The 15034-nt window shown below is 47.2% G+C and carries 13 protein-coding genes; 4 read left to right on the top strand and 9 right to left on the bottom strand.

What is annotated here, in order from left to right; all coding sequences use genetic code 11:
* Positions 1 to 34: 34 nt before the first annotated feature.
* On the bottom strand, positions 35 to 775 hold the full coding sequence (locus R7P80_RS25895) for an amino acid ABC transporter permease (protein WP_225492059.1): 741 nt from the start codon (positions 773 to 775) through the stop codon (positions 35 to 37).
* Between the two features lie 115 nt (positions 776 to 890).
* Between R7P80_RS25895 and R7P80_RS25890 the strand changes: the two genes are divergently transcribed.
* Positions 891 to 1667 carry a transporter substrate-binding domain-containing protein gene (locus R7P80_RS25890; protein ID WP_005378944.1) on the top strand — a complete coding sequence of 259 codons (777 nt, stop codon included), beginning with the start codon at positions 891 to 893 and terminating at the stop codon, positions 1665 to 1667.
* Positions 1668 to 1711: 44 nt separating this feature from the next.
* Here R7P80_RS25890 and punC read toward each other — a convergent pair whose 3' ends face one another.
* A complete protein-coding gene (punC, locus tag R7P80_RS25885) occupies positions 1712 to 2917 on the bottom strand; it encodes a purine nucleoside transporter PunC (RefSeq protein WP_005378946.1) in 1206 nt (401 codons plus the stop codon).
* Positions 2918 to 3069: 152 nt separating this feature from the next.
* Between punC and punR the strand changes: the two genes are divergently transcribed.
* Positions 3070 to 3972, top strand: coding sequence for a DNA-binding transcriptional activator PunR (gene punR / locus R7P80_RS25880; RefSeq protein ID WP_005378948.1), 903 nt, complete (start codon positions 3070 to 3072; stop codon positions 3970 to 3972).
* A 54-nt stretch (positions 3973 to 4026) separates the two neighbouring features.
* On the opposite strand, the gene ilvA is transcribed toward punR, so the two are convergent.
* Genes ilvA through ilvG form a run of 5 tightly spaced genes read right to left on the bottom strand, consistent with a single transcriptional unit; the run spans position 4027 to position 10325 of the window.
* Positions 4027 to 5574: a threonine ammonia-lyase, biosynthetic gene (gene ilvA, locus R7P80_RS25875; RefSeq protein WP_225492058.1), complete on the bottom strand. Its 1548-nt coding sequence runs from the start codon at positions 5572 to 5574 to the stop codon at positions 4027 to 4029.
* A 2-nt stretch (positions 5575 to 5576) separates the two neighbouring features.
* Entirely contained in the window at positions 5577 to 7418 is a 1842-nt protein-coding gene (gene ilvD / locus R7P80_RS25870; RefSeq protein ID WP_005383859.1) for a dihydroxy-acid dehydratase, read from the bottom strand.
* 13 nt (positions 7419 to 7431) lie between these two features.
* Positions 7432 to 8370 (bottom strand): branched-chain-amino-acid transaminase, encoded by a 939-nt coding sequence (gene ilvE / locus R7P80_RS25865; RefSeq protein ID WP_017635602.1) that lies wholly within the window; start codon positions 8368 to 8370, stop codon positions 7432 to 7434.
* Between the two features lie 12 nt (positions 8371 to 8382).
* Entirely contained in the window at positions 8383 to 8667 is a 285-nt protein-coding gene (gene ilvM / locus R7P80_RS25860; protein ID WP_005378958.1) for an acetolactate synthase 2 small subunit, read from the bottom strand.
* A gap of 11 nt (positions 8668 to 8678) precedes the next feature.
* Positions 8679 to 10325: an acetolactate synthase 2 catalytic subunit gene (gene ilvG, locus R7P80_RS25855; protein WP_005378960.1), complete on the bottom strand. Its 1647-nt coding sequence runs from the start codon at positions 10323 to 10325 to the stop codon at positions 8679 to 8681.
* 465 nt (positions 10326 to 10790) lie between these two features.
* Between ilvG and R7P80_RS25850 the strand changes: the two genes are divergently transcribed.
* Positions 10791 to 12314, top strand: coding sequence for a YifB family Mg chelatase-like AAA ATPase (locus R7P80_RS25850; RefSeq protein ID WP_005383862.1), 1524 nt, complete (start codon positions 10791 to 10793; stop codon positions 12312 to 12314).
* A 55-nt stretch (positions 12315 to 12369) separates the two neighbouring features.
* Here the strand turns inward: R7P80_RS25850 and R7P80_RS25845 are convergent, their stop codons facing one another.
* Complete coding sequence (locus tag R7P80_RS25845) at positions 12370 to 13326, bottom strand: DUF2860 domain-containing protein (RefSeq protein WP_005379034.1); 957 nt, start codon at positions 13324 to 13326, stop codon at positions 12370 to 12372.
* 149 nt (positions 13327 to 13475) lie between these two features.
* Between R7P80_RS25845 and R7P80_RS25840 the strand changes: the two genes are divergently transcribed.
* A complete protein-coding gene (locus tag R7P80_RS25840; protein ID WP_005379035.1) occupies positions 13476 to 14354 on the top strand; it encodes an acyltransferase in 879 nt (292 codons plus the stop codon).
* A gap of 46 nt (positions 14355 to 14400) precedes the next feature.
* Here R7P80_RS25840 and R7P80_RS25835 read toward each other — a convergent pair whose 3' ends face one another.
* Complete coding sequence (locus R7P80_RS25835) at positions 14401 to 15003, bottom strand: thiol:disulfide interchange protein DsbA/DsbL (RefSeq protein ID WP_005379036.1); 603 nt, start codon at positions 15001 to 15003, stop codon at positions 14401 to 14403.
* Positions 15004 to 15034 lie beyond the last annotated feature (31 nt).

Here is a 15034-nt window from a genome sequence, read left to right as displayed (position 1 = left end):
AGCGGCTTTGTTGTTTCTAGCTAAGGCTTCATCGCTAGTAGCTAGGAATGGCAATACGTTTTTCGAGCCAACGAACGGCTTGAGATACAAATAGGATGAGTAACAAGTACTCCAAAACGAGGAAGGTATAAATCTCTAAGGGTAAGTACTCATTCACCACCAGCTCATTAGCACGGCGAGTGAGATCGCTTAAACCAATCACGCTGACTAAAGAACTCATCTTGAGAATGTAGACAAATTGATTGCCCAGTGGAGGGAGGATTTGTCGAAATGCTTGGGGAAGAATTACCAGGCGCATCTTTTGCCAATAGCTTAAGCCCAAAGATTCAGCCGCTTCATGTTGGCCACGGCTGATAGCTTGTATCCCACCGCGAAACACTTCCGCCATAAACGCGCTCTCAGCGATAGTCAGTGCAATAACACCCGCCCAAAAGTGATTGAGTGAGACATCCAATAGCGTAGGCATGCCGTAATACACCCAAAGTAGTAAGACTAAAACTGGCACTGAACGGATCACCTCGACATAAATACGGTTTATCCACTTCAGAGAGGCAGAGTCCGACAGAGCGGGTAACGCAACGATCAGACCCAAGCTCATCGCAAATAACATACTGAGGAGTGATACCTGAATGGTGTCATTAAACCCAGCGATTAAAAACTTTAGATTGGTGAGCCCTTGATCCGTCGAAGGGTTAAGTACATACCAGCCCCATTGATAATCTGAACAACCAGTGAGTAATAGCAGTGAAAACAGCCATAGAGTTCGAAACGTCACATTTACTCCCTGAATTAACTAAAAAACTTCCTTTGTTACTGCTATGTTATCAGTAGAGCTCTAATAAAGGTTAATTATTAAACCGTATAAGGTCATTATTTTTAAGGGAATAAAAATGAGAAAGATTTTACTAGTGCTAGGAATGTGTTTGCTTGCTGCGACTCAAGTCGCTCACGCTGAAAGCCGTCTTCAATCCATTTTAGACAATGGCGTACTCCGAGTTGGAACGACGGGAGATTGGAATCCGATGACGATGAAAGACCCCGCGACAAACAGTTATCGTGGCTTCGATATCGATGTAACAACAGAACTTGCTAAAGATCTCGGTGTAAAAGTGGAGTATGTGCCCACGGATTGGAAGACGCTAGTTAATGGCATTACCGCCAACAAATACGATATTACTGGCAGCGCATCTCTGAACATGTCGCGCGCTAAAGTAGCTGGATACAGCCAGCCGTATTTCTACCTTGCCTTTGTACCTGTGGTGCAAAAGAAAGATCTCGCCAAATTTTCTGATTGGGCGGATTTTAATAAACCAGAAGTAAAAGTCGCGGCGACGTTAGGTACGGTACAAGAAAAAATGGTGAAAGAGTTCTTCCCGTCTGCTCAGCATATTGTTATTGAAGCGCCAGCGCGCGACTTCCAAGAACTACTAGCTCGCAGGGCCGATGTATCGGTGACGTCCAATGTGGAAGCAGCGACGTTGGTGGATAAGTTTAAACAGTTGGCGATAGTGCCAGTGACCGCACCGCGTAAACCAACCCCAATTGCTATGTTGTTGCCGCAAGACGATCAAGTATGGATTAATTACATCAATCACTGGGTTGAGTTGAAAAAGACTCAAGGTTTTTTTAAGCAGACCGCCAAGAAGTGGGGGTTGAAAAGCTTATAAACAGAAAGAGCCGCATTGCGCGGCTCTTTTTATTATTTGAACGATTAAAGTTCGTCTTCACTCACGACTCGGGCGTTGTCAGGAGTCGTAAAGTGCTTGGATAATTCGCGATTCGACAGAATGTATCCCATCCACAGCCCACCCATACAGATGATGATTGCGATGCCAGTAACCATCTGAGCTTGGCTTGCCATTGCGGCTACCAATGCACTTGAGAAGCTACTTACACAGATTTGCAGGCTGTTTTGAAGACCTGCTGCTGTTGCAGGGCTCTGTTGTGCGCTGGCCAGTGCACGGTTTACCACGATTGGGTACAGCGCGCCGTTAGCGACGGCAATCAAACAGAATGGCGCAAGAATAGGCCAAATCGATGACAGCTCCCACTGTGAAGCAATGAAAATCATTAATGCCGCGACACTAAATAGGCCAATCAGTTGGCGCAGAACCTTTTCATCACCAAATTTTCGAACGCCTACTTTACCTAAGTAGCCACCAGCCATAAACGCGATGGTTTGTGGGATAAAGCTCAAACCAATATCTTTTGCTTCGTAGCCCAGTTGTGCCATGATTTCTGGCATCCCAGTTAGGTAAGCAAAGAATGCAGCTGAAGCCGTCGCAAACATAAACACGTTGCCAAGGTATTTTTTAGAACTCAGTAGCGCTTTGATGTCGGCAGACATACTGGTTTGTTTGATTTCTGCTTTCTCGTCTTTTTGTGCCATGGTCGCAAAGACCAAAAAGACACCAACCAGTGTTAGCGTAATAAAGATACTGTGCCAGCCGAAGTTATCTGCCAACACAACCCCTAATTGAGGTGCTAGTGCTGGTGATAGCGCGACGAGTGGCATGATTGTCGCAAAAATTTGTTGGCTACTGCTTGAGTAGCGCTTAATGACCATAGCCTGCCAGATCACGGCTGGTGCACACACACCGATAGCTTGGATAAAGCGCAGTGTGAGTAGTTGCCATACTTGATCACAGAAAGCCAAACCGAATGACGCGATAGTAAATAGCACCAACCCGGCTGCGAGTGTATTACGATGGCCAAATTTATCGGATGCCAATCCCCACATTAGCTGGCCAATCGCCATACCAACGAGGAATACCGTTAAAGAGAGCGCAATTTGCTCAGGGCCTGTTGCAAAGTCGATTTCCATCGCTTTGAATGCTGGCAGATACATATCGGTAGCAACGAAGCCAAGCATCGATAATGCTGCCAGATAAATGAGCTGTAGTTTTGAGATTTTCATGATTCAACCAGTCAAATTATTTAATCATTTTTTAATCAACATCAGTTGGCGCCAACCCTGATTTATTTACCTTATTATTCTATTTTTCGATTTTGAGAAAATAAAACGCTAAAATTGTTGGTTATCAATCAAATTTTTTGAAAGGTTAAATCATGTTCTCTAAAGCGTCTTTGGAAATGCTGGATACGGTTGCCCGTTTAGGCAGTTTCACCGCTGCGGCTGAGGTATTGCATAAAGTCCCCTCAGCCATCAGCTATGGAGTAAGGCAGGTCGAGCAAGATTTAGATGTGGTGCTGTTTCGACGTTTACCAAGGAAAGTCGAGCTAACTCCAGCGGGTGAACTTTTTATGGCCGAGGCGCGCTCTTTGCTGCGTCAAATGGAAGAGGTGAAAGCACAAACGCGGCGAGCGGCTCAAGGATGGAAAAGCACGTTAAAGCTGACCTTAGATAACGTGGTGAAGTTAGAAAAACTCAAACCTTTGGTGGAAGATTTCTATCGCGAGTTTGAATTTGCTGAATTGCAGATCAATATGGAGGTCTTCAATGGTTCTTGGGAAGCCATAGCACAAGGTCGAGCCGACATTGTCGTTGGCGCGACATCTGCGGTTCCCGTTGGGGGAGATTTTGAAGTCAAAGATATGGGCGTATTAGATTGGGCATTTGTAATGTCACCCGCTCATCCTTGCGTTCGACAACAAGTGCTTACTGAAGCGTTTGTGAGTCAATTTCCGGCGATCTGTCTTGATGATACTTCGAACGTGCTGCCAAAACGCCATACTGGCCATTATCCGCAACAGCGCCGATTATTATTGCCCAATTGGTATAGTGCGATTGAATGTTTAAAAAATGGGGTGGGCGTGGGTTACATGCCACGTCATATTGCAACACCCTTAATCAATGATGGTGTGCTGGTGGAGAAGGTCATGCCGGATGATAAACCGCTCAGTCACTGCTGCTTAGTATGGCGCAAAGATGATAATCATAAATTGATCCAGTGGATGGTGGACTATCTTGGGTCGCCTAATCAGCTACATAAAGATTGGTTACAGTCATAAAAAACACCTCGCATTAGCGAGGTGTTTTCATTGATATGTTTAAAATGTGGCGTTTTATGACAAGAAAAACTTATACGATGGGTTGTCTGTCTCGTCTTTGCATTGATAGCCAAGTTCACGTAAATGTGCAGAAAACTGAGCTAAATCGCTTTCATCTAACTCGAAACCACATAAAACACGTCCGTAGTCAGCGCCGTGGTTACGGTAGTTGAACAAGCTGATATTCCAATGAGTACCGAGTGTGCTTAAGAACTTGAGTAGCGCTCCCGGATATTCTGGGAATTCAAAGCTGTAGAGGCGCTCTTTAAGCGGCTTAGATGGCTTACCACCAATCATGTAGCGCACGTGCAGCTTCGCCATTTCATCATCAGACAAATCAACCACTGGGTAGCCACCATCACGTAAGTCGTGAATGATATGTTCTAGCTCTTCCTGACCGCCTTGCAAACGCACACCGACAAAGATATTTGCCAATGCGTCATCGTTGTAGCGGTAGTTAAACTCCGTTACGGCGCGGCCGCCAATGAGGTTACAGAACTCAAAGAAGGCACCTTGACGCTCAGGAATGGTGACGGCAAGCAAACCTTCACGTTTCTCACCAAGCTCGCAACGCTCAGAAACATAACGTAAGCCATGGAAGTTAGTGTTGGCACCAGACAGCACAGTACCTAAATTCTTACCTTGCAGTTTGTTTTGCTCAGCAAACTTCTTCAAACCCGCCAGAGCAAGCGCGCCAGAAGGCTCTGCAATCGCACGGGTGTCTTCAAAGATGTCTTTTACTGCTGCGCAGATTTCATCGCTAGAGACGGCAATATGGCCATCAATGTACTTTTGGCATAGACGGAAAGTCTCTTCGCCAATGCGTTTTACAGCGACGCCATCGGCAAACATGCTGACTTGGTCTAGTACTACTGGCTCACCAGCATCCAAAGCAGCTTTGAGGCATGACGAATCTTCTGGCTCAACTGCAATCACTTTGATTTCTGGCATGAGCTGCTTCACAAGTACCGCAACACCCGCAGCCAAACCGCCACCACCGACAGGGACGAAAATGTAATCAAGGTGACCATTTTGCTGCAGCATTTCCATGCCTATGGTGCCTTGACCTGCAATCACCAGTGGGTGATCGAAAGGAGGGACAAATGTGTACCCATGCACATCAGAAAGGCGTTCCGCTTCCGCTTTTGCCTCATCGAAGTTGCTGCCGTGCAGCACTACATTGCCACCGAAGCCACGTACCGCATCGACTTTGATGTCTGGTGTGGTTTTAGGCATCACGATGGTGGTTTTGATGCCTAGCTTAGTACCAGAGAGCGCCATGCCTTGAGCGTGGTTACCTGCCGATGCTGCAATGACACCAGCGGCTTTTTGTGCTTCAGATAAACTCGCCACCATGTTGTATGCACCGCGCAATTTGAACGAGTGTACGGGTTGGCGATCTTCACGCTTGATCTGCACGTTATTCCCGATACGTGCAGATAAACGAGGCATTTCTTGCAGTGGCGTCACTGTTGCTACTTCATAAACAGGTGCGCGAAGGATTTGGCGCAGATAATCTGCGCCAGTTTGGTTCACTTGTTTTTCGGGTTGAGCTTCCATCATTGCTAGCCCTCTAGCTTCGACTTGTCTCGTACTGCACCCTTGTCAGCACTGGTTGCCATACTCGCGTACGCTTTGAGTGCAAATGAAACTTCACGTTGGCGGTCAACTGGTTTCCAGCCTAGTTCGTCTTGTTTTGCACGGCGCTCAGCAAGTTCTTGTTCAGACACTTGGAGTGAAATTGAACGGTTTGGAATATCAATTGCAATCATATCGCCTTCTTTTACCAGGCCAATTGCACCGCCGTTTGCTGCTTCAGGAGAGGCGTGGCCGATAGAAAGACCTGATGTGCCGCCAGAGAAACGGCCGTCAGTCAGAAGTGCACACTCTTTGCCAAGGCCCATCGATTTTAGATAAGTGGTTGGGTAAAGCATTTCTTGCATGCCCGGACCACCTTTAGGGCCTTCGTAACGGATAACAACCACGTCGCCAGCTTTTACTTTGCCGCCTAAGATGCCTTCTACGGCGTCTTCTTGGCTTTCGAAAACTACGGCTGGGCCAGTGAATTTATGAATGCTCTCATCCACACCAGCAGTCTTAACGATACAACCATCTAATGCGATGTTGCCTGATAGAACGGCTAGGCCACCTTCTTGGCTAAAGGCATGATCGATAGTACGAATACAGCCTTCCGCACGGTCGTCATCAAGGCGATCCCAGCGGCAATCTTGTGAGAACGCTTGAGTAGTACGAATTCCCGCAGGACCTGCGCGGTAGAACTTAAGTACTTCTTCGTCTTCAGTTTGGATGATGTCGTATTTCGCCAGCTGCTCTTTCATCGAAAGGCCAAGCACGGTGCGCGCATCATTGTGTAGAAGACCTGCACGATCTAACTCACCAAGAATTGCCATGACGCCACCAGCGCGGTGTACATCTTCCATGTGATATTTCTGGGTAGATGGTGCCACTTTACATAGGTGTGGTACTTGGCGTGATAGGCGATCGATATCTTCCATATCGAAATCCACTTCACCTTCTTGCGCTGCAGCCAACAGGTGCAAAATGGTGTTGGTTGAGCCACCCATTGCAATATCCAGTGCCATCGCATTTTCGAACGCATCAAACGTAGCGATGTTGCGTGGCAGTGCTGATTCGTCATCTTGCTCGTAGTAACGACGAGTCAGTTCAACGATGCGACGACCTGCATTAAGGAACAGTTGTTCACGGTCAGCGTGCGTTGCCAGCATAGAACCGTTACCTGGTTGAGAAAGACCCAGTGCTTCCGTTAGACAGTTCATTGAGTTTGCAGTGAACATGCCTGAACACGATCCACACGTTGGACATGCGCTGCGTTCGATCTGCTCGCTTTGCTCATCAGACACTTTTGGATCCGCGCCTTGGATCATCGCATCTACAAGGTCTAGTTTGATGATCTGATCAGAAAGCTTGGTTTTACCCGCTTCCATTGGACCACCAGAAACAAAGATAACCGGGATGTTGAGACGCATAGATGCCATCAACATTCCCGGAGTGATTTTGTCACAGTTAGAGATACATACCATGGCATCGGCACAGTGCGCGTTGACCATGTACTCCACAGAGTCTGCGATCAGTTCGCGTGAAGGCAGTGAGTACAGCATGCCGCCGTGACCCATTGCGATACCATCATCAACCGCGATGGTGTTGAATTCTTTCGCAATACCGCCAGCTTTTTCGATTTCGCGTGCTACAAGCTGACCCATGTCTTTCAGGTGTACGTGACCCGGAACAAACTGAGTAAACGAGTTTACTACGGCGATGATTGGTTTACCGAAGTCTTCTTCTTTCACACCCGTTGCACGCCATAGTGCTCGTGCACCCGCCATGTTACGACCATGTGTTGTGGTTGCTGATCTATATTTTGGCATTTCCTAATCCTTCTTACTTCTGTTCTGGGTACACATAGTCTAACCAGCCCCACTTATCTTCCGTGGTGCCGTTAAATAGGCCAAAGTAGGCCGCTTGTAGTTCTTTAGTGATTGGACCGCGTTTACCGGTGCCCACTTCAATTTTGTCGATGGTTGCTACTGGCACAACTTCGGCTGCGGTACCTGTCATAAAGACTTCATCGGCAAGGTAAAGCGCTTCACGTGCAATGTTGGCTTCACGTACTTCGTAGCCTTTATCGCGTGCAATTGTCATGATCGAGTCGCGAGTGATGCCCGGTAGAATCGCGCTAGTTGCTGGTGGTGTGGTGATTACGCCATCTTTGATAACGAAGATGTTTTCACCAGCCCCTTCCGATAGGTAACCATCTACGCTTAGCGCAATACCTTCGTCGTAACCGTGACGACGCGCTTCACCACCAACCAGTAGTGAAGATAGGTAGTTACCGCCTGCTTTAGCTGCAGTTGGGATGGTGTTTGGCGCAGCGCGGTTCCAGCTTGAAATCATCGCATCGACACCTTTTTCTAGCGCTTCTTCGCCTAAGTAAGAGCCCCAAGGAAATGCTGCAATGATTAGATCCATCTCAGTGCCAACTGGTGGACATACGCCTAAGCCAACATTACCGACAAAACCCAATGGACGAATGTAAGCGCTGTCGAGTTTGTTTTGGCGCAGTGTTTCGCGGGTCGCTTCCATGATTTCTTCTACAGAAAAAGGGATCGGAAAGCGGTAAATCTTGGCAGAATCTTTTAGACGTTGTGCATGCTCACGGTGACGGAAGACAATTGGGCCTTTTGGTGTGTTGTAACAGCGCACGCCTTCAAACACGGATGTACCATAGTGCATTGCGTGAGTCAGAACGTGAACGTTCGCCTCTGCCCATGGAACCATCTCACCATTAAACCAAATGAAATCTGCAGTTTTCGTTGCCATTTGTTGCCTTCCTTATGCACTTACGTGTTGTTGTAAGTTGTGATTTGGCAGTTCGTCGTTGCGGATTTTTAGCACCTCAACCTTACGAACGTCCCACAACTTCTCTATTTGATTGATCAAAAACGAGATTGGTCGATCGCTGTCGACGATGATCTCGACGCTGGCTACTTTGCTTTCGTGGTTTTGCGTAGCAGCGACTTGTTTGATCACGAAACCTCGGTGACGAATCACACGTAGAACGCGCTCCAACAGTACCGGTTTGTCATCGGCTTTGATGTCGAGTAAATATCTGTCCATGCGATTGTCTCCTATGTATTTTCCAACATATCACTGTTTGATGCGCCAGGTGGCACCAATGGCCACACGTTTTCTTCTTCATCAATCAAAACGTGAAGCATGTAAGAAGTTTCACTCGCTAGCATCTCTTTGAGAGCAGGTTCGACTTCTTCTTTCTTGGTGATGGTTTTGCCCGGGATATCGAATGCTTTTGCTAACATCACGAAATCTGGGTTGTCATCAAGAATGGTTTCACTGTGGCGACCGTCAAAGAACAATGACTGCCATTGGCGAACCATGCCAAGACGTTGGTTATTAAGAAGGACAATCTTCACTGGAATCTGACGACGCTTCAGCGTGCCCAATTCCTGAACGTTCATCATAAATGAACCGTCACCTGTAATAAGGATAGACTGATCATCAGGACGTGCGACTGCAGCACCCATCGCCGCTGGCAAGCCAAAGCCCATGGTGCCAAGGCCAGCAGAAGTGATGAAATTTTGTGGTTCGCGTGGCTGGATATGTTGCGCTGCCCACATCTGGTGCTGACCGACGTCGGTCGAGACAATTGAGCTATCTGGCATCATGTCAGACAGTTGTTTAAGCAATAGCGGTGCGTAGATTAACTCGCCTGGGTGGTCGTAACGCCACTTAAAGCCGCTGCGCAGACTTTCACTGTGATGAACCCACGGTGAGATATCTTGAGTCAGCTCTAGCTGAGGAAGAATGGTGTTGATGTCGCCACGTAATGGTGCGTTGGCGTGGCGCAGTTTATGAATCTCCGCAGCATCAATGTCGATGTGAATCACTTTCGCATTTGGTGCAAACGTATCGAGCTTACCCGTCACACGGTCATCAAAACGCGCGCCAACCACAATCAATAGATCAGCTTCTTGAACCACTAGGTTGGCGGCTTTGGTGCCATGCATACCCAACATACCAAGATAGTGAGGATCATGGCGTTCAATGGTACCGAGGCCTTTTAATGTGCTAACTGCAGGCATTGGGTTTAAGCGAAGAAATTCGCGTACTGCATCGGTTGCTTTCGCAAGTTGCACGCCACCACCAACATACAACACTGGGCGAGTAGATGCTGCCAGCACATCTTGCGCACGTTTGATATCTTCAGCGCTGACATCTTCGATTGCTGGTGCTATGTATGGAGGAAGAAGGTCTGTAGGTGCTTGAGCGAGTTGAACGTCTTTGGCGATATCGACAATGACAGGACCCGGACGACCGGTTTTTGCGACCTCAAAGGCTTCGGCAAGTGTCGGAGCTAGATCTTCAATTTCGGTCACGAGATAGCTGTGCTTAGTACAGGCTAGGGACATTCCGATCACATCCATTTCTTGGAATGCATCGGTACCGATATGAGAGCTAGCAACCTGGCCTGTGATGGCAACTAGAGGTACGGAGTCAAGGAAAGCGTCGGCAAGGCCGGTAACAAGGTTAGTGGCTCCTGGGCCAGAAGTTGCCATGCACACAGCAACGTCTTGAGTGGAGCGAGCCATCCCGATAGCTGCCATAGCGGCCCCTTGCTCGTGACGGCATAGGATGTGTTCCACCCCACCGTCATACAAAGCATCATAGATTGGCATGATGGCCCCGCCGGGGTAGCCAAAAACGGTTTCGATGCCTTGCTGTCTTAAAGCGGCTACGACAAGTTGTGCACCAGTCATCGTAAACCTCCTTTGCTACGTTGTGGCTCGTAGCGATTGCCATATTTATTGCACTTCATGTGCACTCCCATTCTTCCCGTTAAACTGTCCGAGGGTTAGACAGATGACAACTTGTAGTTGTAAAAAAACCCCCGGACTTTTCAGTGCGGGGGTTTTTTGTAATTTGTGGTTACCTTTCGCCCACAATACCCCGCGCGGTGCCAATAATGACCACGATAATCAGGGCTAGCAGTGCGTTGATATGAGCGAAAAGGTTCATCTGTCTGTCGTTCTTTTTTCGTTAAAAAATGTTGTGTAATGTTCTACGAAATTGTTTGCGTCATTAGTGGTATCACACAATTCCGCTGCATGACAAGAAAAAAGTCATTCTTTTTTCACATTAACTCTCAATTGGGACGCGGTATATAACATAACCAACTAGATAAAACATTTGTTTACAGAGTGTTCAAAAAAATTGAGGAACGTATGGGGCTGGCAATCATTCATAGTCGAGCAAGCGTCGGGGTGCAAGCGCCATCGGTTAGTGTAGAAGTTCATATCAGCAACGGCATGCCAGGGTTTACCTTAGTAGGCTTGCCAGAGACAACGGTAAAAGAGTCCAAAGATCGCGTACGCAGTGCGATCATTAATTCTAACTTTCAATTTCCTGCTAAGCGGATCACCGTGAACTTGGCTCCGGCAGATCTACCCAAGGAGGGAGGGCGTTTTGATCTTCCTATAGCATTGGGGATTTTGGCCGCTTCGGAGCAAATCGCGACAGATAAGCTCAAAAACTACGAATTTGTTGGTGAGTTAGCGTTATCTGGTGGTCTGAGACCTGTAAAAGGTGTGCTGCCTGCTGCGCTGGAAGCCAGTAAGATTCAACGTCATTTGGTCGTCCCACATGTGAATGGCGATCAGGCGGCGCTGGTGGGGAAGGAACAACATAAATCGGCCCAATCATTACTGGAAGTATGTGCCGAGCTTTGTGGTCAACATCGACTGAATCTTTTTCAAACGCCTAAGCGAAAAACGATCGAAAAACATGGTCGAGACTTACAAGATATTATTGGCCAACAACAAGGTAAGCGAGCACTGGAGATTGCTGCCGCTGGAAACCACAACTTACTTTTCCTTGGCCCGCCAGGTACTGGAAAAACGATGTTGGCTTCGCGTTTGTGTGACTTATTACCGGAAATGAGTGACGAAGAAGCAATGGAAACCGCTTCGGTGGCATCGTTGACTCAGAGTGAAATTAATGAGCATAACTGGAAGTCGCGTCCGTTTCGTTCTCCGCATCATTCAAGTTCAATGGCGGCATTAGTCGGCGGTGGTTCGGTACCCAGACCAGGGGAGATCTCTTTAGCCCACAACGGGTTATTGTTTCTCGATGAAATGCCCGAATTTGATCGTAAAGTTCTGGACTCGTTACGCGAACCGCTCGAATCTGGAGAGATCATTATCTCTCGAGCGCAAGGTAAAACACGCTTTCCGGCTCGTTTCCAATTAGTCGGAGCCTTGAACCCAAGCCCGACAGGATATTACGAAGGCAATCAAGCGCGCACCAATCCACAAGCTATTTTGCGCTACCTTGGTCGATTATCTGGACCACTGTTAGATCGCTTTGATATGTCTTTAGAAATCCCAGCTTTGCCCAAAGGGACATTAGCAGAAGGTGGTGATCGCGGTGAGCCGACTGCTATCGTAAAAGCGCGTGTGAGCCATGCGCGTAACAATATGCTAAACCGCAGTGGTAAGGTCAATGCACTGCTAGGTAGTCGAGAAATTGAGGCGTTTTGTCCCTTGCATAAGAGTGATGCTGAGTTTCTTGAAACCGCTTTGCATCGTTTAGGGCTCTCGATTCGTGCATATCATCGTATTATCAAAGTGGCGCGAACAATCGCCGATCTGGATGGGGCGGAGCAAATTGAACGAACGCACTTGGCCGAGGCGCTTGGGTATCGAGCGATGGACCGTTTGCTGAAACAGCTTACGGCGCAAGCGGTATAGACAGCAAAGTGTCATCGCAACAAGTGTTGTAAGCACCTTGTTGCGATGAAGGACGTTAGAAGGTGTAGTTGAGACCAAGCGACAATAGGTACTCTTTCTCCTCATAAAACGTGATATTCGAGTCAGTTTGGCTATAGCCGGCTAAAGAAATGAACGACCAGTCTTGCCAGTCAAATACGTTTTGATATTCGTAGGCCGCAAATAGGCTGATGGTGTCGTCATTTCGTGTTTTAGCAAAAGTTTGGCTAGCTGCTTGATAGTCTTTCCATGCATAACCCGCGGTGAGGGCCAATCGATGACGGTTGATAAATTTAAACCAGCTAATGTCAAATCCGTACGAATCAAATGACTCCGCCTTACCGTCGGCATCTTGATTGATGTAGGTGAAAGCGGGTTGCAACATAGATGTTTGGTTGAGTGGAATGCGATAGTCGCCTTTGACATAGTAAAGGTTAGCATCGCGAGCAAGTGAGCGGTCTGTCACTTCCTCCTGCTCGATGTCTTTATCAGCATAAGCAAGATCAAGGTTGAAGTTCTTATCAATCAACCCTTTGATCTGAAAGCGATACGCATTGCCGTCAACATCCGTCTCTTTACGTGCGGTTCCTACTTGATAAGGGTTGCGCCAAGTTTCGCCTTTGAGTACCGTCGGCAGATAGGAAACATCGAGCACGGTGCCAGATTGTAGCTCGTGTTGATAGCCCAACTGAAAAGCGAGTGTACCTACCGCGACATCTGAGCGTGTGGTACCGGCGTAAACTTGGTGGTTGAGTCGGCTACCAAAGGTGTATGTCACACTCCCTAGCGGTGCAGCGATAACGGAACTGTCACTATCGGCACGCTTATCGAGAGAATCGATGGTGTTACTATTTTCTGTATTGAAATTGGATTCTGATGATATGAATCCGGCATTCAGCGAAATTTCACCGCCAAAACCTGCGGTTTCAGCGAGTTGAGCCTGAGCAGAACTGACGACAAAGGCCAAAGGCAAGAGAAGTAGCCTTGGTTTCATTCGTTATCTCCTTGTTGTCGAATGAGTGGTGCACATATTGGTTGCGGTAACAAATCTGACCATTCCCACGCATGTTCCAATGTGGCAAAGGCGCAGTATAATTACACGCTGTTTTATTCTTCACACATTATCACTGTTGTTTGACTATCATGTTGGCATATTTGTTATTTTTTTTTAACGCTTCTTTTGTGATTCTCAATTCTGCGGTTTGTTCACTCGCAATTTGTGTTATCGCTGTATTTAAAATATTGCTTCCTGGCGTAAAGCTAAAAGCGATAGCGACCGCTTGTGCCAATAAGGTGATGTGGTTATGGGCTACCGTTAATGCGTGCATTCTGGCGGTATCTAACCGTGTTGAGTGGGATGTTCAGGGCGGTGAAGCGCTTAAAAAAGACGGGTGGTATCTGCTGATCAGTAATCATCTCAGTTGGACAGATATTGTTGTGCTTTGCTGCGTGTTTAAAGACCGTATTCCCATGCCGAAGTTTTTCCTCAAGCAACAACTGCTGTATGTGCCTTTCATCGGGATGGCGTGTTGGGCGCTCGATATGCCATTTATGCGTCGCTATTCGCGAGAGTATCTGATCCGCAATCCTCATAAGCGAGGTCAAGATTTAGAGACGACACGTCGCTCGTGCGCTAAATTCAAACACACTCCAACCACAGTGGTTAACTATGTCGAAGGAACCCGATTTACCGAAGAAAAGCAGCGTAAGAGTAAAGCAAACTATCAATATTTGCTGCAACCAAAGTCGGGCGGGATTGCGTACACGTTAGCGGCGATGGGGGAGCAGTTCGAGAGCATTATCGACGTTACGTTGGCGTACCCAGAAAATACGCATAAACCGTTCAAGGATTTATTGATGGGCCGCATGAGCAAGGTGGTTGTGCGTGTAAATGTGTTACCCGTTGATGAAAGAGTGCTTGGTGATTACTTCAACGATAAGCCCTATAAGCGACAATTTCAGCAATGGTTGGGGGATGTGTGGCAAGAAAAAGATCGGTTGCTACAAGAGATTTACAAATAAACAAAAGGGGAGCGACGTGTTCCCCTTTTGATTGATATCGATGTGCTTATTTTAGTGTCAGCAAGTAGTTCACCAGAGAGAAGTACTCATCCATCGTTTTGATGCTTTGTGCTTGAACTAGGTATTTGTTGTTAACGATAACCGCAGGAACGCCGGTTAGACCGCTGTTTTCAAATTGCTTGTCCATACGGCGAACCATTGAATCAACCGCGAAGCCTTTGAATGCAGAATCGAATTTTTTCGCGTCTACACCTTCATCAAGGAAGATTTGACGAAGTTCTTCATCATTACGTGGCGCCTTCTTTAGATTGTGGATGCGGTTAAACATCACTGGCACCATTTTGTCTTCCACTTTTAATGCAACCATCGTTGCGTAGGCTTTGCTCATTGATGGGCCCATGTTGCCACCCATGAAAGAAACGTGGTTTTTTAATAGCTTAGTACCTTCTGGCAACTGCTTTTTCAGTTGCTGGATAACCGGTTCAAAGCTATTACAGTGCGGGCAGTAGAAAGAGAAAAACTCCGTCACAAGAGGTTTTTTTGATGCCTCAAGATCCAATACTTTGTAATGTTCACCTTCTTTGAATTGCGCTGCATGTGCCGACAGGCTTAACATCAGCATAGAAAACAGTGCGAACAGTTTTTTCATCGAAATATCTCCATTTTTGAATTTTTGGCCT

The organism is Vibrio sp. 2092 (assembly GCF_033339635.1).
Taxonomy (GTDB): Bacteria; Pseudomonadota; Gammaproteobacteria; order Enterobacterales; family Vibrionaceae; genus Vibrio; species Vibrio alginolyticus.
The sequence above is the reverse complement of the archived record's forward strand: the minus strand, read 5'-3'. Positions and strand labels throughout refer to the sequence as shown.

Coding starts and splice junctions, on each gene's coding strand:
- R7P80_RS25840 (WP_005379035.1), top strand. CDS start 13,476: ATGTTGGCATATTTGTTATTTTTTTTTAACGCTTCTTTTGTGATTCTC.
- ilvD (WP_005383859.1), bottom strand. CDS start 7,418: ATGCCAAAATATAGATCAGCAACCACAACACATGGTCGTAACATGGCG.
- R7P80_RS25890 (WP_005378944.1), top strand. CDS start 891: ATGAGAAAGATTTTACTAGTGCTAGGAATGTGTTTGCTTGCTGCGACT.
- ilvA (WP_225492058.1), bottom strand. CDS start 5,574: ATGATGGAAGCTCAACCCGAAAAACAAGTGAACCAAACTGGCGCAGAT.
- ilvE (WP_017635602.1), bottom strand. CDS start 8,370: ATGGCAACGAAAACTGCAGATTTCATTTGGTTTAATGGTGAGATGGTT.
- R7P80_RS25850 (WP_005383862.1), top strand. CDS start 10,791: ATGGGGCTGGCAATCATTCATAGTCGAGCAAGCGTCGGGGTGCAAGCG.
- R7P80_RS25835 (WP_005379036.1), bottom strand. CDS start 15,003: ATGAAAAAACTGTTCGCACTGTTTTCTATGCTGATGTTAAGCCTGTCG.
- punR (WP_005378948.1), top strand. CDS start 3,070: ATGTTCTCTAAAGCGTCTTTGGAAATGCTGGATACGGTTGCCCGTTTA.
- ilvM (WP_005378958.1), bottom strand. CDS start 8,667: ATGGACAGATATTTACTCGACATCAAAGCCGATGACAAACCGGTACTG.
- R7P80_RS25845 (WP_005379034.1), bottom strand. CDS start 13,326: ATGAAACCAAGGCTACTTCTCTTGCCTTTGGCCTTTGTCGTCAGTTCT.
- punC (WP_005378946.1), bottom strand. CDS start 2,917: ATGAAAATCTCAAAACTACAGCTCATTTATCTGGCAGCATTATCGATG.
- ilvG (WP_005378960.1), bottom strand. CDS start 10,325: ATGACTGGTGCACAACTTGTCGTAGCCGCTTTAAGACAGCAAGGCATC.